General features: G+C 43.5%; 20 protein-coding genes. 13 read left to right on the forward strand and 7 right to left on the reverse strand.

Annotation, left to right across the window (positions count from 1 at the left end):
- Positions 1-15 precede the first annotated feature (15 nt).
- The 7 genes from GVO60_RS01490 to GVO60_RS01520 all read left to right on the forward strand — a co-directional run bounded on the left by GVO60_RS01490 (position 16) and on the right by GVO60_RS01520 (position 5457).
- Positions 16-813, forward strand: coding sequence for an energy transducer TonB (locus GVO60_RS01490; protein ID WP_159650826.1), 798 nt, complete (start codon positions 16-18; stop codon positions 811-813).
- Positions 814-815: 2 nt separating this feature from the next.
- Positions 816-1517 (forward strand): MotA/TolQ/ExbB proton channel family protein, encoded by a 702-nt coding sequence (locus GVO60_RS01495; RefSeq protein WP_159650827.1) that lies wholly within the window; start codon positions 816-818, stop codon positions 1515-1517.
- Positions 1514-1927 carry an ExbD/TolR family protein gene (locus GVO60_RS01500; RefSeq protein ID WP_159650828.1) on the forward strand — a complete coding sequence of 138 codons (414 nt, stop codon included), beginning with the start codon at positions 1514-1516 and terminating at the stop codon, positions 1925-1927. The genes GVO60_RS01495 and GVO60_RS01500 overlap by 4 nt, the downstream gene beginning before the upstream one ends.
- Before the next feature lie 11 nt (positions 1928-1938).
- Positions 1939-2775 (forward strand): heme/hemin ABC transporter substrate-binding protein, encoded by an 837-nt coding sequence (locus tag GVO60_RS01505; protein ID WP_159650829.1) that lies wholly within the window; start codon positions 1939-1941, stop codon positions 2773-2775.
- Between the two features lie 12 nt (positions 2776-2787).
- Entirely contained in the window at positions 2788-3825 is a 1038-nt protein-coding gene (locus GVO60_RS01510; RefSeq protein WP_159650830.1) for a FecCD family ABC transporter permease, read from the forward strand.
- On the forward strand, positions 3825-4607 hold the full coding sequence (locus tag GVO60_RS01515) for a heme ABC transporter ATP-binding protein (RefSeq protein ID WP_159650831.1): 783 nt from the start codon (positions 3825-3827) through the stop codon (positions 4605-4607). Before GVO60_RS01510 ends, GVO60_RS01515 begins: the two co-directional genes overlap by 1 nt.
- Positions 4608-4755: 148 nt before the next feature.
- Positions 4756-5457: a substrate-binding periplasmic protein gene (locus GVO60_RS01520; protein ID WP_225874885.1), complete on the forward strand. Its 702-nt coding sequence runs from the start codon at positions 4756-4758 to the stop codon at positions 5455-5457.
- On the opposite strand, the gene ppsR is transcribed toward GVO60_RS01520, so the two are convergent.
- Positions 5454-6287, reverse strand: coding sequence for a posphoenolpyruvate synthetase regulatory kinase/phosphorylase PpsR (ppsR, locus tag GVO60_RS01525; protein WP_159650833.1), 834 nt, complete (start codon positions 6285-6287; stop codon positions 5454-5456). The genes GVO60_RS01520 and ppsR overlap by 4 nt on opposite strands.
- 174 nt (positions 6288-6461) lie before the next feature.
- On the opposite strand from ppsR, the gene ppsA reads away from it, so the two are divergent.
- A complete protein-coding gene (ppsA, locus tag GVO60_RS01530) occupies positions 6462-8831 on the forward strand; it encodes a phosphoenolpyruvate synthase (protein ID WP_162596521.1) in 2370 nt (789 codons plus the stop codon).
- Positions 8832-8890: 59 nt separating this feature from the next.
- Here the strand turns inward: ppsA and shyA are convergent, their stop codons facing one another.
- From shyA to GVO60_RS01545, 3 genes are all read right to left on the reverse strand, one after another.
- Positions 8891-10198: a peptidoglycan DD-endopeptidase ShyA gene (shyA, locus tag GVO60_RS01535; RefSeq protein WP_159650835.1), complete on the reverse strand. Its 1308-nt coding sequence runs from the start codon at positions 10196-10198 to the stop codon at positions 8891-8893.
- A gap of 131 nt (positions 10199-10329) precedes the next feature.
- Positions 10330-10629: an isoamylase early set domain-containing protein gene (locus tag GVO60_RS01540; protein ID WP_159650836.1), complete on the reverse strand. Its 300-nt coding sequence runs from the start codon at positions 10627-10629 to the stop codon at positions 10330-10332.
- A gap of 81 nt (positions 10630-10710) precedes the next feature.
- On the reverse strand, positions 10711-11328 hold the full coding sequence (locus GVO60_RS01545) for a hypothetical protein (RefSeq protein WP_159650837.1): 618 nt from the start codon (positions 11326-11328) through the stop codon (positions 10711-10713).
- A 131-nt stretch (positions 11329-11459) separates the two neighbouring features.
- Between GVO60_RS01545 and GVO60_RS01550 the strand changes: the two genes are divergently transcribed.
- The 5 genes from GVO60_RS01550 to GVO60_RS01570 all read left to right on the forward strand — a co-directional run bounded on the left by GVO60_RS01550 (position 11460) and on the right by GVO60_RS01570 (position 16009).
- A complete protein-coding gene (locus tag GVO60_RS01550; RefSeq protein ID WP_159650838.1) occupies positions 11460-11867 on the forward strand; it encodes a GFA family protein in 408 nt (135 codons plus the stop codon).
- Positions 11868-11988: 121 nt separating this feature from the next.
- On the forward strand, positions 11989-12687 hold the full coding sequence (locus GVO60_RS01555; protein ID WP_159650839.1) for a YoaK family protein: 699 nt from the start codon (positions 11989-11991) through the stop codon (positions 12685-12687).
- A 205-nt stretch (positions 12688-12892) separates the two neighbouring features.
- Entirely contained in the window at positions 12893-14263 is a 1371-nt protein-coding gene (locus GVO60_RS01560; protein ID WP_159650840.1) for a YjiH family protein, read from the forward strand.
- A 182-nt stretch (positions 14264-14445) separates the two neighbouring features.
- Positions 14446-14922, forward strand: coding sequence for a putative pterin-binding protein (locus GVO60_RS01565; protein WP_159650841.1), 477 nt, complete (start codon positions 14446-14448; stop codon positions 14920-14922).
- Positions 14912-16009, forward strand: a complete 1098-nt coding sequence (locus GVO60_RS01570) for a GGDEF domain-containing protein (RefSeq protein WP_159650842.1) — start codon at positions 14912-14914, stop codon at positions 16007-16009. The genes GVO60_RS01565 and GVO60_RS01570 overlap by 11 nt, the downstream gene beginning before the upstream one ends.
- A 37-nt stretch (positions 16010-16046) precedes the next feature.
- Here GVO60_RS01570 and GVO60_RS01575 read toward each other — a convergent pair whose 3' ends face one another.
- From GVO60_RS01575 to GVO60_RS01585, 3 genes are all read right to left on the reverse strand, one after another.
- Positions 16047-16493: a low molecular weight protein-tyrosine-phosphatase gene (locus GVO60_RS01575; RefSeq protein WP_159650843.1), complete on the reverse strand. Its 447-nt coding sequence runs from the start codon at positions 16491-16493 to the stop codon at positions 16047-16049.
- Positions 16486-17823: an O-antigen ligase family protein gene (locus GVO60_RS01580; RefSeq protein ID WP_307761761.1), complete on the reverse strand. Its 1338-nt coding sequence runs from the start codon at positions 17821-17823 to the stop codon at positions 16486-16488. Before GVO60_RS01580 ends, GVO60_RS01575 begins: the two co-directional genes overlap by 8 nt.
- 142 nt (positions 17824-17965) lie before the next feature.
- The gene (locus tag GVO60_RS01585) at positions 17966-18445 is read right to left on the reverse strand and encodes a hypothetical protein (protein WP_159650845.1); all 480 of its coding nucleotides are present in this window, start codon (positions 18443-18445) and stop codon (positions 17966-17968) included.
- Positions 18446-18473 lie beyond the last annotated feature (28 nt).

The raw sequence follows: 18473 nt of genomic DNA on the forward strand, positions 1-18473 counted from the left end.
TTTTGTGAGGCCTATGTGAATCTGAAACGATACACAATTGCAGGGAGCGTTTCGTTGGTGGTACATGCTGCGATCCTGTTTGTCGCACATGAATCTAAATCCTACGCGATGCCATCGGGCCATCAGACACCTGCTGTATCGATAAAATTCGCGCAACCATCAACCTCTAAGAATGCAGCGGTAGAGCCTGAGCCTCAGCAACCGGTAGAAGAAGTGGCCGAGCCCACTCCGCCACCAGAACCGATTGAACCACCACCAGTAAAAGAAGAGGCCAAGAAGCCGCCAGTAAAAACGCCAAAGAAAGTGGTTAAAAAGGCACCGCCAAAACCGGTTGAGAAGAAACCGGAAGTGAAAAAAGTTGAAAAGAAGAAGCCCAAGCCAGTTCAAAAACCACAACCAAAGCCGAAGCCAAAGAAAGCTGAGCCAAAGCCTGTTGTCGAGAAAAAAGTTGTCGAGAAAAAACTCGCGGCAAAACAAGACGTCGAAGAGTTGAAAAAAGAACCGGCCTCGCGAGCAGGTGTAAACCAAGATCCTGTGTTGGTAGAACGCCCTTCGTTTCTCACTAAGCCTCGACCTCCAAAATATCCTCGTATCGCAAGGAAACGAGGTATTGAGGGAATCGCTTTATATGAAGTTTGGCTAGATGAAGAAGGTAAGCAAGTGAAGCAAGTTCTGATCTCTTCATCCGGTGCGACCATGCTAGACAAATCGGCACTCGATGCGATTAAAAAATGGAAATTTTCACCACATTCAGTCGGTGGCAAATCTGTTGCACACCGCGTAAAAATCCCAGTTCGTTTTAAATTGGATTAACCATGGAACAATTACAAGATCTACAGCAGCAACTCGGCCTAATGGCTTGGCCTTTAATCATCTGTTCAGCGCTGACAGTGATGATCATTACTGAGCGCCTATTTCAGGTATTAATTAGTCTAGGCGTTGGAAAACGTGCTATTCGAGCAGAGTTACACGGTATTTCACCAACAGACAGCCAACAAATTGAGCAACTTGCGGAAAAACTTTCACCGCGCCGCCCGCTACTCTACAAAGGTGTCGCTATGCTACTAGCTCATCATTCATTCCCTAAATCTCTGCGCGAAGATGCAGCTGGCATGTGGCTACAAGAAAAACGTCATCAACTGAATTCAGGACTAAGACTACTCACGCTTATCGGTGTCATCAGCCCACTTATTGGCTTACTAGGTACAGTTCTAGGCCTAATCGAGATGTTTAAAGGGGTAGCAGCTTCTAGTGGCAATATTACGCCAAATGATCTTGCTGATGGTTTGGGTTTAGCAATGCGAACTACAGCAGCGGGCCTTCTCATCGCTTTACCTGCTATCGCCGGAGCGCAACTTCTCGGCCTTTGGGCAGACAAAGTGATGGCGAAGCTGGAACACACGCTCAACTATGTCAACTTATGGCTAGAGGGTATCAGCCTTCAACACGTTTCCCCTGAACGTTCGCTTAAAAACAAGCCTGCAGTAGACGTGACGACAGTAGAGGCGAACGCATGATAAAGGTTAAACAGGAGCAAAATCATTTGGGCTTAACCCCGGATCTAACCCCTTTGCTCGACATTATCTTTATCGTCATGGTGTTTTTAATGCTTACAGCTGCGGTCAAGCTCGACTCCTTGGAAGTTGACTTACCGACCACTGACTCTCAAGCCGTTTCAGAAGTGGATACCAAATCCGTCACCATCAATATTCTTGCCGATAGTCCTCACTGGGCCATCGACAGCAAACAGTATATTGATTGGGAGAACTTCACTCTTGCACTCATTGAACAACACAAATCAGACAAAAAACCAATCGTAATTGGAGCAGAAAAAACCGCTGATGTTCAGCACTTAGTTAAGCTATTAGCCTTCCTACAAGAAAATGGGATTCAGGCAACTCAGCTGTTAACCGAAGAAACTAAATAATTGAGTCACTTATGCCAAACAAACTATTGAACACAGTCGCCGTCTTCACCCTAGCCCTAACGGCTACATACGCCAGTGCCAGCGAGCGTATCATCAGCGCTGGAAGTGCCGTTACCGAGCTTATATTTGCTCTTGAGCAGCAAGAACAGCTTGTTGCGGTCGATGTGACAAGTGAGTTACCACAAGGTGTCGAACTGCCTAAAGTGGGTTATCACCGTCGTCTTTCGGCTGAAGGCTTACTGGCTCTTGATGCAAACAGGCTTGTTGGCTCAGATGAAATGGGACCAGAAACCACACTCTCCCAACTTAAATCCGCAGGCATCAAAGTTGATATCGTCAATACAAAGCCGACACCTGCCGGCTTACTAGAACGTATCGATGAAATAGCTCAAATTACTGGTGCGCAACAACAAGCAGAAACACTAAAAAGTGAAGTGAATAAACAAATCCGCTCACTTGAACACCAGACTTCAAGTGAGGCTAAAAAAGTACTGTTTTTACTAATTCATGAAGGAAGAGCAGCTAATGTCGCGGGTAAAAACACCACACCAAATGCCATCATTGAACTGGCTGGCGGTATTAATCCTGCCGCAGCAACGCTCTCTTCTTATAAGCCACTGTCAACAGAGGCAATGGTCGAAATGCAGCCTGATATTATCCTCGTTAGTGGCCGCAGTTATGAAAAAATGGGTGGTGCTGACGCAATTTTGAAAAGTATGCCTCTACTCGCTGCAACCCCTGCAGGACAAAATAAGCAGATTATCAAGATTGATGGTCATGCGATTGTGGGTGGTTTAGGTTTAAAAAGCTTGTCTGAGGCCGAGCGCCTAAGCAAACTATTAAAATAGAGCCCATCGGATATGTTGTTACGTCGTCTGCCTCTTTCCGTTTCTTACACGCTCTTTGCTCTTGTTTTAACGGTGACAGCCATCAGTTCTATCACCGTTGGTCCAATGAATATCGGCTTTTTTGATAGTGTCCAAAGCCTGATATTTCGCTCAAATGACTTAGCACCGCACATCAACTTAGTGATTCATGAGATCAGATTCCCTCGAACAATTCTTTGTATGCTTGTCGGAGCTATCTTGGCGATTTGCGGCACAGTCATGCAAGGTCTATTTCGAAACCCATTGGCTGAGCCCGGTATTATCGGTGTATCTGCCGGGGCATCTCTTGGCGCAGCGATGGCTATTGTTCTTTTCGCAGAGGTGAGTCAGCAATACCCACAATTCATGAGTCTTGCGGCTGTTCCTCTTTTTGCTTTTTTAGGCGGTGCCCTGACCACGATTTTGGTCTACAAATTAGGCACTAGCAAAATGGGAACCTCTGTCACTATCATGTTACTCGCAGGGGTCGCTATTAGTGCGCTTTCCGGAGCCGGTATTGGATTCATGTCTTTTGTTGCCAACGACCAAATGTTACGGGATCTTTCCTTGTGGTCAATGGGCTCACTAGCGGGTGCTAATTGGACTAGCATCCTTTTATGCAGTGTTACATTAGTGATCTTATTGTGGGTCTTCGCACGTAAAGCGATGGCGCTCAACGCACTCTTGCTCGGTGAAGCGGAAGCCGCGCACCTTGGCATCCCGGTTCAAGCTCTTAAACGTCAACTTATCTTACTCACCGCAGTTGGCGTTGGCATTACTGTCAGTGTCTCTGGCATGATCGGCTTTATTGGCCTTGTGATCCCTCACCTAGGGCGCATGCTTTCAGGTCCAGATCACCGAACATTACTCCCTATCTCCGCCATCATGGGGGCATTACTACTAACGCTCGCAGATATGTTCTCACGTGTGGTTGTTGCACCGGCGGAACTCCCTGTCGGAATTGTCACCGCTATCATTGGTGCTCCTTTCTTCATCTATTTGCTGTTTAAACAAAAAGGACGAATCCTTTAATGCAACCTACTGTTTTATCTGGTCGCAGTATTTCAATGCATTTTGGCCAGCGAACTGTACTCAACAATATTGATATTGATATTCGCGCTGGAGAAGTGACAGCCTTATTAGGCCCTAATGGCGCAGGGAAAAGTACCTTGCTGAAACTGCTTTGCGGCGAGATCCCTTCAAATAATCAAATTGAGTACTTTGGTTTACACAAATCAGAATGGCAGCCACAAGTGCTCGCAAAACACTTAGGTATGCTCCCGCAACACAGTACGTTAAGTTTTCCGTTTTTGGCACAAGAAGTGGTTGAGTTAGGCGCAATCCCGCTCTCTATTCCAAATCGGCAAGCGCAGGCATTGGCTGAGAAATACATGAATAAAACGGATGTAACCCATCTATCTCAACGTTTATACCCCTCTCTTTCTGGTGGCGAAAAACAGAGGCTGCACCTAGCTCGAGTGTTAGTACAACTTGATCACGCCAACGACAAAAAGATATTAATGCTTGATGAGCCAACCTCTGCACTTGATTTAGCCCACCAACACAATACCTTGCGCATCGCTCGTGAATTGGCGGATGAGGAGAACACCGCGGTCGTCGTCGTATTGCACGATCTCAACCTTGCGGCCCAATATGCAGATAGATTGGTCATACTTCACAACGGAAAGCTCGTCGTAGATGCTGCGCCATGGGATGCTCTAAAACCGAAACTCATTGAGCAAGTCTATGGTTATCATTCAATAGTCGACAAACATCCGTTGATGGATTTCCCTGTCGTCTATCCTGCACATTAGATTATGTGGGATGTGCGACTAAAGGTGGATAAAACGGGCTCGTGAAGGGTAGACGTAAAACAAGGCTTGTCTATACTCTAAGATAAGTATCAATAGGATGTTGATAGTTATGTTATTGACTCGACAATGTTGTTTTTTTTGCTTTTTTTTGTTTATCTCCACTTCAGCTATCGCACACTCTAGTGAGCAAGAAAAGTTGCTCCACGTATGTGGCGATGCCATTGATTGGCCACCTTATACCTACACGGATGGAGAAGAGGTAAAAGGGATTGACTTGGACATCCTCAATCAGCTTCTGCCCTCTTTGGGTTATCAGTTTAATATTACAATGACCTCTTGGACTCGCTGCTTAAAAGGCACAAAGGAAGGTGACTTTGATTTGGCAGTGAGTGCCTCCTATACCGAAGAACGAGCAAAACACTACCTGTACACGACTTGGTACTATCAAATTACGCCCTACTACCTTTACTCAACGGATCGCTTCCCTGAAGGCCTGCAAATAGAAAATGTTTCAGACCTAGAGCAATATAAAGTGTGTGGCATTCATGGCTACAATTATGGTGATTTTCAACTGGAGAGTGTTGAGCAATTTACTTTAAGTAACTTTGAATCCATTACTGAGCTCAAACGCCATCAATGTGACGTCTTTTTATCTTGGCAAGAAATCTTATTTGGTATGTTCAACATTTGGGGAATCAATTTTGTTCAAGATGACATCGTCGCCAAACCTGTTCCCAACATGCCAAAACACAAGTTTCACATGCTAGTGTCTAAGAAGTTTGAGCAAGCTGAGCAATTGCGAACATCGCTCAGCCAAGGGTTGAAACAATTTCAGACCAGTAACAACTAGCTCAATCGACGTCTAAGTCCTGCTTTTTCTAAGATACGAGTAGATATCTCCTCAACTGAGAGTGAACTGGTGTTGATGTAAGGAATCGCTTCCCGCCTGAACAAAGCTTCGACGCTCGCCAATTCTGAAAGGCATTGCTCCGTACTCGCATATTCACTGCCTGCTAGACGATTTTCTCGGATCTCTGTTAATCGCTCCGGATCAATCGTCAAACCAAACAGCTTATGTCGATGGATTTCAAATTCTGGTAAAAGTCGTAAGCGTTTGATGTCTTGATCAATAAAAGGATAATTAACCACTCTTAAACCAAACTGCATCGCCATATAAAGACTGGTTGGCGTTTTGCCACTTCGAGAAACCCCGAGTAATATAATGTCCGCTTCTTCAAAGCCTTTCATCGTAATCCCATCATCATGGGCCAAGGTATATTCAATTGCTGCGATTCTATCGAAGTAGGTATCTGAATCTTTATGGACACTCCGAGAGCGCTGCAATTTAGGTTTTGGTTTCATTTGAATGTCATCTTGAACCTTCTGCACAACACTTTCTAGCACGTCATAGCAGTATGCAGGAGCATTCAGCAAGTTTTGGCGAATGTCTGGAATTACAATCGAAAAAAACACTAACGGTTTCACCCCATTTTTCTGGTATGAAATGTCGATCTCTCTCAGCAAGTCAGTCAATTTGTCCTCACTTTCAACGAAAGGAAAGGTTTTTTCATTCGCTTGAAAAGGGAATTGACCCAGAACAACATGCCCTAAGGTTTCACATGTTATGGCCGTTCCATCAGAAACATAGAATACATCACGACTTTGACTATCAATTTGCATGTTTTATTTAAACTTTAAAATTCTTTTGAGTAGGATGGTAACCATAATATCGATAATAAAACCCGGCTGACTATTACGTCCCCCACAGCTTTGAAATTTTGTTCGCAATTTTTTTGAGCTGATACGTAATCGTTTGCCTTTTCCCTACAAGCTGCAATGTTTCTGGAGAAATACATGCAAAAGAACACCCTCTGGTTCAATAGCCTATCCATGGATGATGTTGATAAAGTCGGCGGTAAGAATGCTTCACTTGGAGAGATGGTATCGAATCTTTCTAACGCTGGCGTTTCCGTTCCGAATGGCTTTGCAACAACATCGTTTGCTTTCAATCAATTTCTTGATTTTGAAGGCTTGGATGAGCGTATCCATCAATTGCTCGATGAACTGGACGTTGATGATGTTGAAGCCCTGCGCAAGACAGGTGCCACTATTCGTCAATGGGTTTTAGAAGCTCCCTTCCCTGCTGAACTTGAGCAGGATATTCGTAACAACTACCAAGAACTGATTGAAGGTAATAGTGAACTGTCTGTTGCGGTTCGCTCTTCTGCGACGGCGGAAGATTTGCCTGATGCCTCTTTTGCTGGCCAACAAGAAACCTTCCTTAACGTGAAAGGTATCGATGCGGTTCTCGAGGCAACCAAACACGTTTACGCGTCACTATTTAACGACCGCGCTATCTCTTATCGTGTTCACCAAGGGTTTGATCACCGTGGCATCTCTTTGTCGGCAGGTATTCAACGTATGGTGCGCTCCGACAAAGCTTCCTCTGGTGTGATGTTTACACTCGACACGGAATCTGGCTTTGATCAGGTGGTCTTTATCACCTCTTCATGGGGCTTGGGTGAAATGGTCGTACAAGGCGCCGTTAACCCTGACGAATTCTACGTTCACAAACCAATGCTTGAAGCCGGTCAACATCCAATCGTAAAAAAGACGTTTGGCTCAAAGCTCATCAAAATGATCTACTCGACCAACCAAGAGATTGGTAAACAAGTCGACATTATTGATACCACTGAACAAGAGCGTAACCAGTTCTCTCTAAACGATGAAGAGATTAAAGAACTGGCGAAGCAAGCAATGATCATCGAAAAGCACTATCAGCGTCCAATGGACATTGAATGGGCGAAAGATGGTATCGATGGCAAGCTTTACATTGTTCAAGCACGCCCTGAAACGGTTTGCTCCCAAAGCGAGCAAAACGTTATTGAGCGCTATGAACTTAACAACAAAGCAGACGTGCTAATTGAAGGTCGAGCAATTGGACAACGCATTGGTAGCGGTCCAGTTCGCTTGGTTGACTCTCTTGATCAGATGTCTCTTGTTCAAGAAGGCGATGTCCTTGTTACTGATATGACCGATCCTGATTGGGAACCAGTCATGAAGAAAGCCTCAGCGATTGTCACCAACCGTGGCGGTCGTACTTGTCATGCGGCAATCATCGCGCGTGAACTGGGCATACCTGCGATTGTGGGTTGTGGTACGGCGACAAGCAGCTTAAGCGATGGCGCAACTGTGACTGTTTCTTGCTCTGAAGGTGAAACAGGTTATGTCTACGCCGGAGAGCTTGATTTTGAGATCAAACGTTCTGCTGTCGATGAATTGCCTTTGCTTCCAACCAAGGTGATGATGAACGTTGGCAACCCAGATCGTGCGTTCGACTTCGCTCAAATCCCAAATGAAGGTGTTGGTCTTGCACGCTTAGAATTCATCATCAATAAGATGATTGGTATTCACCCGAAAGCACTGCTTAACTTTGATGCACAGAGTGACGAACTGAAAGCAGAGATTAGTCAGCGTATCCGTGGATATGAAGATCCTATCGACTTTTACGTCAGCAAGTTGACCGAAGGCATAGCAACTATTGCAGCCGCATTCTGGCCAAAACGCGTCATTGTTCGTATGTCTGATTTTAAGTCAAACGAATACAGTAACTTGGTTGGTGGACAAGGCTATGAACCTCACGAAGAGAACCCAATGCTTGGTTTCCGTGGTGCTTCGCGTTATATCTCGCCGGTCTTTGAAGACTGTTTTGAATTAGAAACACAAGCGATCAAGCGAGCTCGCAATGAGATGGGTCTAAAGAACGTCGAAATTATGATTCCATTTGTTCGAACTCCTAGCGAAGCAGCATCTGTCATTGATCTACTTGCTAAGTTCGACCTTCGCCGTGGCGACCAAGGTTTGAAAGTGATCATGATGTGCGAGCTTCCATCCAATGCCATTTTGGCGGATGAGTTCCTCAAGTACTTTGATGGTTTCTCTATTGGCTCCAACGATATGACTCAGCTAACTCTGGGCCTTGACCGTGACTCTGGTGACGTCGCGCATTTATTTGATGAGCGTAACCCAGCCGTCAAGGCGATGCTGAAAATGGCAATTGATGCGGCAACTAAAGCCGGGAAATATGTCGGTATTTGTGGTCAAGGACCTTCAGATCATGAAGATCTTGCAGAATGGTTGATGGAACAAGGCATTAGCTCAGTTTCGTTAAACCCTGATACTGTTATCGATACTTGGTTGCAACTGGGTAAAGTCAATAACTAAGCTTCAATAACAACAAAGGCGGCTAAATTAGCCGCCTTTTTTACACTTCTAGTAACGTATTAACTTGCTGTCTTGTTGTTACCTTGATTCGCCAGCTTCATTTCTTGTTTTTTCAGCATTGCATTTAACTCATCTCGACGCTGTTTGAACGCTGCCATTTCACTCTTAGGCACTGAATTAGCCATTGGGATATTGGCTTTCATCGCATTCACTGCGCGGCCACGATCCAACAATTCATAGTGAATATGAGGGCCGGTTACGCGTCCTGTCGAACCTGACAAACCAATACGTTGTCCACGCGATACTTTTTGTCCCTTACGAACCAAAATCTTGCTCAGGTGCAGATAACGAGTCTTGTATCGGCTACCATGTTGAACGACTACATAGTTGCCAGCATAAGGGTGTTTGCGTGTCATGATTACAACACCATCACCCGTTGATACAATCGGCGTCCCTGTTGGTGTAGCCCAGTCAGTACCGTTATGCGGTGAAACACGACCTGTGACAGGATGCTTACGATTAGGATTGAAATGAGAACTCAAACGATAACGACCATTCACGGGCATTCGTTGGAAAGCACGCTGTAAACTATCTCCATTTTGATCGTAATATTGACCATCTGTATGAAGATACGCCGTTAGCTCTCTTCCTCTATTAACTATCTTCACCGCTTGCAGTTCACGATTTCCGGTTAAGATACCATCAACAAACTGTCTTGACTGAACGACCTCAAATTTATCTCCCGCTCGAAGATCACGAGAGAAATTAACTTTGTCTTTCAACAAACTCACAATTTGGTTTATCTCATTCACTCCAAGTCCTAACGCATGAACAGACTTAGAAAAGCTCCCGTTGATTTCACCAACCAAAGCAAACGAACTCCAATCACCTGGTATTTTTACATCTTCAAAGCTGTAACTGCCGTCATCTAAACGTGTATAAACAGCACTTTCAACCAAGCTAAACTCCAACTCCATCTTCTGTAAGATCGAGTCTTTTTCCCCTTTCCAAAAACGCAGTGTGTGTCCAGGCTTCAATGTATCTAGAGCAAGATAGTTCAAGTCTGTTGCCATAACGTTCATCATTTCGCTATAGCCAAAACCTAACTGTTCAAAAATCGAACTCAGGTTATCACCGGGTTTAATAACATATTCAAAATCCGGGACATCAACGATTTCTTGCTCTGTATGTAAAATATTAGAAACAATCTGTGATTCAGGAATGGAAAGGTCAATAGTGCGTGTAAGAGAGCCACTATTGTTAGTAGAAGAAATTGCCACAACAGCCAGAATCGGCAGACTTAACAGTGACCATTTTTTTACTTTTGAAAGCTCATTGAAGCGAGTATTGAGTATTTTCGCGCTCACAACTTTACCCTTTGTACTGAATCAAAGGAGTAAGAGTACGAATTTCTGCAAAGGTTGTCACCTAACGAATGTCAAACTTAGATCAATAAAAGGTGCACTTTGGCACCTTTTTTTGTTACTGAGTCGCTAGATTATTGATATGTCGTGATTAACCCGTTGTCATCACCAAATCCATTCGGTTTAAAGTGATCGGCGTGAGGATCATTAACCCACTTTTCATTGTCGACCAAATAGCGGAATTCGAATTCACGGTCTTTAGGTAAACGGGTTTTAAACTTGTAAGATTTGGATTTGACCACTTTCTTCATTTCAACCGGTTGCCAGTCCAAGAAATCGGCCACGAGTACCGCTGCTTTCTCGACTTCCGCCGCTGGTAACTCAAAGGTCACTTCTACTTCGTCCTTCGTTTTAAAATAGCGTTTATTGATCATCTATTACTCCCTTAACAACAAACATAAAAAATAACGACTACTCAAAACAATAAGCAACATTGGACATATTTACAACTATATTTACTCGGCCTGATGTAGAGTACTAGCTCTACCAATAGTGAATGTACGAGTCTCTTCTTTATTAGGCTTGTCACTCATAGCTTGATTTTCACCGTGTATTAGCAGTGTCACTTTGAGAGTGGATTCGCTCAGTTCAACCCCCGAAATCGCTACTCGGTCTCCCAGAAATTCCGCTTGTTTGACTACCATTCGTTTCACTGCCGGATCAAAATAGAAACGAGCAAGATAGTAAAAAACACCACTACCTTGATTTGATACAGCCATTACAGATGCATAGTCATTGTCTGAAAGTTGTTTTAACCATTGAGTATCGACGATGACTCGCCCTCTTTCTGCACCAGAATCATAACGACCAGAAGCTAGCTTTGTCTCTGCATCGTATTGGTCAATAAAACTAAACGCTTTTGTCTCAGGTACTTCAATCGTCCATGGATTTGGAGAGTCAATACCGAATACCAGTTTAACAACAGGGTCCATTGTTTTCTGCTGGCTAGGGAATTTTGCCATGATCTCTTCATCACTGAGTGAGAATCGGTACACCCCGGCAATTGAAACAATAACGAGCATGACAATAGGAATCAGTAGTATCAAAGGTATCGGCAATCGACGTTTTTTCATTATTAACTCTCAGTACATCTTAAACTTGAGTAATGCTACATTACTCACTGATTACATTTGACTAATTATACTTTACTGGCCTAAAAATAGTGACATAGAACCATGTTCTGATGATGTGAATGGGAGGCAATATGAAAAGTGGCGAAACACTACGCACTGCCGAGTGCAGTTGTGGTCAAGTTTCACTCAGTTGCAAAGGTGATCCTCAGCGAACATCAATTTGTCACTGTTTCGAATGCCAAAAGCGGACCGGGAGCGTTTTCGGCGTCCAGGCTCGCTTTAACAAAGAACAAGTCATCTCTAATGGAGAAATGAACGAGTACACACGTATCACAGACTCCGGTAACCAAGTGACCTACTCATTTTGCCCGAGATGTAGCACAACGATGCTCCTTACTTTATCTGCAATGCCTGACATCCTTGTCGTGCCTGTCGGTGTTTTCAATCGACATGATTTACCCAATCCAACATTTTCTATCTATGAGGAAAGGCAGCATATGTGGGTAAAGTTTGACTGCCAAATGGAACACTACCAATAAGCCTCAATCGCAAGTCTTTGATTGAATATGACTTGTTCACGATCAACGAATTAAGCGATTTCTATCTGTTTCTACTCATCTTCTAGGTCTATAATCCGGGCTTAGTTTCAAGGGGCATATTGTGATTTCAAGATTACCGAAATGGGTAGAATATGGAGCATTCCTACTCGCACTATTGGCTGGTGTAGTTAACGCGATTGGGTTGCTTGGATTTCAGCATCAAGCAGTCTCACACATCTCTGGCACCGTAACATTACTTGGTACCAGTATCGAAGCATTTGATCAGCAAACTCTTCATTTACTCATGGTATTACTAAGTTTTCTGCTTGGTGCGACTCTGAGTGGCGTCTTCATCGAAAATACCGCGTTAAAGCTGGGGCGACGCTACGGCATTGCTCTCTGTATTGAGAGTGGACTATTGTTCATCTCCTATCTAATGCTGACCAAGGGATTCATTTCCGGGCAGTATTTTGCGTCAGCCGCCTGCGGATTACAAAATGCCATGATAACCACTTTTAGCGGTGCAGTTGTGCGTACAACACATATGACCGGTATCATCACAGACTTAGGGATAATGATTGGAGCAAGACTAAGGGGGGAGCGGTTTGATTATCGCAAAGCGAAGCTGTTTCTCTTCATCTTCTTAGGTTTTGTATTCGGTGGCACAGTCGGAGCGAAACTCTATTCTCTATATGAACTATCGGCTTTGCTCATGCCAATCATTCTCGCACTTGTACTTGCAGTTGCTTATTGGCTGTACCTTTACTTCTTCACAGGAAAGACCGAGATCACAAATAACATCAAAAACCAAAATAAATAACAACTTCATTACATACTTCTATTAACATGCCAAATGGCAATATTATTTCATGAATAATTAACGACATTTAATGAATAGTATTGCGAAGAAGTCGAGAAAGCGCTAATCTTGCGCTCATTGACCGAATATGGATGTTTAGTGAATATATATGCGAGCCAAGGTGGCCGACGCTATACTATTGACTAGTAGTAAATCGAGAAATGTAATGTCAGAAAATACACAATCATTAAATCAGCCTAAATCTAAGGGCAACTTTTGGATGTTTTTCATCCCATCGCTTCTTGGCCTGTTTCTTTTCATGGCCCCAATTAGCTACCAAGGTGACATCACCATCCCTGTTGCTGTCTTGGCAAAATCAATTCAAGCCGTGTTTGGTGAGTACTTGGTTGGTACTATCACCAGCATAATTCTATTTATGGCTGCAGCATCATTAGCATGCCGAGTTAAAACACCTGCATTTATTGCCAACAACACATTTTTAAATGGTCTTTTTAGCCCGTCTCCTCTTTGGCTTGCAGTACGCGTTATTGGCGGAATCGCGGTCGCTATGACCTACTTCCAATTTGGCCCTGAAGCAATATGGGAAGAAAATACTGGCGGTCTAGTTTTAGAAGGCTTACTGCCAACTCTATTCTCTGTGTTTATTTTTGCGGGCCTACTTCTACCATTGTTGCTCAACTTTGGCCTTCTAGAACTGTTCGGCACACTACTTAGCAAAGTGATGCGCCCTGTATTTAACTTACCTGGCCGTAGCGCAATCGATTGTATGGCATCTTGGCTTGGTGATGGCTCTGTAGGTATTTTGCTAACAAGCAAGCAGTACGAAAAGAAATTCTACACTCAACGTGAAGCTGCGGTTGTTGGTACTACTTTCTCTGCTGTTTCGATTACATTCAGTCTAGTTGTGCTTGCCCAAGTTGAGCTTGAGCACCTGTTCTTACCTTTTTACGGTGCAATCTGTTTAGCGGGTATTGTGGCAGCAATCATTATTCCTCGCCTGCCACCACTGAGCCGTAAAAAAGATACGTTTATTGATGGCTCTAAGCCAAGTGCGGATGCTGATGCAGTCCCTGCTGGTCACTCGACTTTCTCTTGGGGTTTGGAATTAGCGCTAAATAAATCAAGCCAAGTAAAATCCTTCAAAGGTGTATTTGGCGAAGGCGTTCGTAACGCAATTGACATGGTATTCGGTGTTTTGCCTGTAGTTATGGGCTTAGGTACGATTGCATTGGTAATTGCTGAATACACGTCGGTATTTGCTTTCTTAGGCCAACCATTTATTCCGTTCCTAGAATTACTCCAGATCCCTGAAGCGGCGGCTGCATCAGAAACCATCGTTGTTGGTTTTGCCGATATGTTTATCCCTGCTATTTTAGCGGCATCTATCGACAATGAGATGACTCGCTTTGTCATCGCAGCAATGTCAGTCACTCAGCTGATTTACATGTCTGAAGTTGGTGCACTGTTATTGGGAAGCAAGATCCCAGTGAACTTACTTGAGTTATTTGCCATCTTTATTCTGCGTACTCTTATCACGCTTCCAGTAATCGCAGGTGTGGCGCATCTGATTTTTTAACCAGAATATAATTGCTAAAGCCCCTCAATTGGGGCTTTTTTTTGTTTCAAATTTAAAACAATAATGACTCGTTCCCTCTGTTTGCGTTTCAGTTAACAATTTGGATCACAATCTTCATTAACTCAACTTATACTTAGTGATATAAAGATAATTAACTAGGATGTTTATCACCCGGAGGAACTATGGGGCGACTACTCAGTGTTATACTGATCTTTATTAGCTGTAATACCATCGGTTCAGAGCTCATCATTAAGATGCAAAATCGAGAGCCTATCGTTCTTTCTCATAACGATGTTCTATCTCACTTTGAGCCCACAACATTCCAAACCCAGCTTCCGTGGGTCGACGGTAAAAAGAGCTTCACTGGCTTTAAAGCAACATCCTTGATTGATTTTTTAGGAGTAAACGATGCGTTTTCTCTCTCTTTCATAGCACTCAATGATTATGCGGCAACATCAAGGATAGAAGACGTCATTCAATACGAACCTATCGTCGCTTATCAAATGGACGGACATCATATGAAGGTCCGAAACAAAGGCCCATATTGGCTTATTTTTAATCTGGACAAGTATCCTGAGATTGACAACGCAATATTTCACTCTCAAATGGTCTGGCAAATAGATCAGATCTTAATCCATAGGAGAAGCGATGGGAATTAGAGCTCGGAGGCACAACCTATCCCCTCTACTCGCTAGAGCTAAGGCTCTACTATTAATGATGTCCGTCATCTTGATAGTCGCCAATCTTTACTTTCTTTCTTCGACGAGACAGCTTGCTGAGTCCTATTCAGCTCGGCAAAATCAAGCAACCTGGTTTTTATTTCAACTCACCAAAGAGTTCTCGGAACTTACAGCCATCACTCCCTTTGCTGCCTCCAATAAAAATCATCATGAAAAAACACTTTTGAAGTATGAGCTAACATGGAGCAGGTTTGATCTATTACTCAACAGTAGGGAAGCCGATACTTTTATTAACCTTCCCGGAGCGAGAACATTTTTCAGTACATTGTTTATCAACTTTCAAGCTCTAGAAAGTCAACTCACCAGCATCAATGATCCAACTCAAGCAAAGCTGCTTAGCCAACAGCTATCTAATCTCTACTTAGGGATGATCCAATACATCAATACCAACTTTCGTATTCAGAGCCCTCTGTATCGAGATCAAATGATGCAAGCCCAAATGCTTCATCAATCGCAAATAGCTCTACTATTACTTCTCGCTTTATGCGCAAGTCTCGCAGGTTACATCATCCATATAGAAGCGAAGCATCATCGACAATTATCACTCACGGACTCTTTAACCAAAGTAAACAACCGTTTAGCACTCTTTATTGATCTGGAAAGATTTGTCGAGCATGATAAGGAATTTACCCTCTATTTACTTGATCTAAATGGCTTTAAGCAAATAAATGATAAGTATGGTCATCAGGCAGGAGACAAGGCTTTGAAAGAGATCGCACGTCGGCTGTTAAGTCTCAAACTACCTTGCTATCGAATTGGTGGGGATGAGTTTGCGCTGATCGAATTAGACAGCATGTATAGAAAGCCTATTTGGCAAGAAATAGAGGCCTGCTTCGACCATAGGGTTGAAATAACAGATAAAAACCGAGCACTATTGTCAACCAGTATTGGGGTGGCGAGTTACCCCAAAGATACCAATCAAATCAATCAATTGATCTCTATTGCAGATAAAAACATGTACCGAATGAAGTTTAAGCGAGAAGAACCTCAGAGAAAAAATGCCTAGTACTCGCGCTAACAATGGACAAAAACATCTGTCATAGTTATCTCTTTAAGCGACTCGCCCAACTAATTGCGGCTTTTTCTACCGTAGAGAAGCATTGTTTAAATACTTCAAGATCTTTACCTATTGGGTCTTTAATCTCACCAACGCCAATCCACTGGCCGAGCAACAACGTCTTTGCTCTTGCTCCACTTGCAATTGCAGCGACTTGCTCTATGTGCTCATGGGTCATAACCAGAATTAAATCACTGCGCTCTACCAATTCAGGCGTAAGTTGTTTTGCCTTGTGCTCAGACAAACTCAAACCATGCTCATTGGCTAACGTTTGGGAGTGCTCTACTGCAGGATGATCGTTCAGATCATGTGTAGAGACCAATACTCCGGCAGAGTCCACCTCAATATCTACCAGCAGATCATTCAATAGAACCTGCGCATATGGTGAGCGACAAATGTTGCCTGAACAAACGACGGTTAGTCGGTTAATCATAGACTTCTCTCTTACTGTCCGTCTTTATTTCTTTGTGTACTTGAAGACTCCCAGTTGCCGGTAACACAGCGGAAGCATTGGCCAAAAATAGTATCAAAATAAACGTCAGGGCGTTAGCTGTCGGTTGAAGGTTAAAATCGACACTAATATGAATCATCATGCCAATAATTGCCATCAAGGCTCCCAATGCCGTACCTTTCATTGTTCGGCTATTACGAGTCCGTAATGTTGAAAACGCGCGCCAAACAGAGTAAAGCACAACAAAACCTAACAATATTGTAGCTGGGATTCCGGCCTCAACCATGAACTGAATATAATCATTATGTGCGTGATCGTAAAAGCCAATATCTGCTTTCGAATACATAGGGAAAATCGAGTAAAAGCTCGCCATTCCCGTTCCTGTAAACGGGAAGTCTCGAATAATATCCAGTGACCAAACAACTACCTGGTCTCGAGATTCTCCCGCCAAAGACGTTTCTGCTAAGCGCTGTTTTACTTTTTCTAAACCAAATAAAGCACCGACCACAATCGTATCAATCGCAATTACGCTGCCTATGAGCACCGTTAGTGCTCTCGGCTTATCTTTATAAAACAACAGTGCAATTAGCCCGCCAATGGTTGTCGCAGCAAAAAACGCGGTATTTCCCATTCTCGAGCGCGTCATCACAAGCGCGATAACCATAATGACTAAACATAAACGAATAAACATCTTGCCGCTCAAAAGGCCTTCTATCACCCGCCGAATCCGAGTAAACCAAGAACCAGATTCTGAAACATGAAGCTGACTTACAATAAGGCCGAGTCCGATACAAAGTGAAAGCATTAAATAGTTAGCAAGGTGGTTCTTATACACAAATGAGCCTGTCGCTACACCGCTTTGCGCATAGCCAAAGACAGGACTTTCCGGCATTTTGAGCAACACGATCATCGCACCGTAAAAGCCTTGCAAAGTCGCACTAATTACAATGGCTAATGCTACTAACTTTAGTCGTTTACTCGAGTTAATCAGGAAAATAGCGTTAAGCACAAACAGAGTGTAAGCCAGCCCTTTAAACAAAGAGACTCTAGTCATTCGTGAGTCTAAAGAAATAAAACCTTCAGAAGCACCGACCAACTTGTATATCTCTGCACTCTTGCTGCTCACAGCTTCAAGAATACCCCAAGGCAAAGGTAAAGTCTGAATAAAAACCCAACACTGGAACAGCACGAGTCCACCTATCAATATTCTATAGCGAGTCACCATTTCAAATGGCAACTTCCCTCGGTAAGCGATGACCAAAAGCAAACATTGAAATGCAATCCACATTTCAGCTATAGACCAGGCCCACATCCTATTACTACCTAATGGAATTGGCAGCCAAACAATAAGGGCAAGAAAGGAGTAAAACGTGAATTTTTCTATACGATTCATAACGACAAATAAACTAAAGCCCGGAAGAGTCCGGGCTTTTAAAGAAAGGGGTTTATAGAGGTTAGTTTGGCGATACTACGCCTTCACCGCCACCGCCATTGCTTCCAACAGCCAATACTGAAGGTGGAGCGATAGCTGATGCAGTGGCGAGCGCTGCTGTACTAGCAGTCTCAATACCGGCCGCGGTTGCCTCAGCAACTTGCGTCGGATCGAGCCCAGCCAAAAGTGCAGCTGTAGTAATGATTTCGTTACTCACACCAGCTTCACGAGCGTATTGCGCAATCTGTTCTGCACGTTCTGGAGCTACTAGCAATGCTGTTTCTATAGCATCTTGAGGATCAACATTTTCACTTTTTAGAAGCAATCCAAGAATATTTAAGACTAAATCAGGGTTCTCGCTGTAAACAAGCTGTAAGGTTTCTTTATTCGGAGCCTCGCCTAACTGGGCCTCTACAGACTGTACACTGTGAACACCTTCAGCAAGCGCACTCATAGACAAAAATAGTGCAACGATACTTGCAACAATGGAGGAATTTTTCATGAATTATCCTTGATTTAATCTTAACTCA

It is taken from the genome of Vibrio atypicus (genome assembly GCF_009811315.1).
In the GTDB taxonomy this organism is placed as follows: Bacteria; Pseudomonadota; Gammaproteobacteria; order Enterobacterales; family Vibrionaceae; genus Vibrio; species Vibrio atypicus.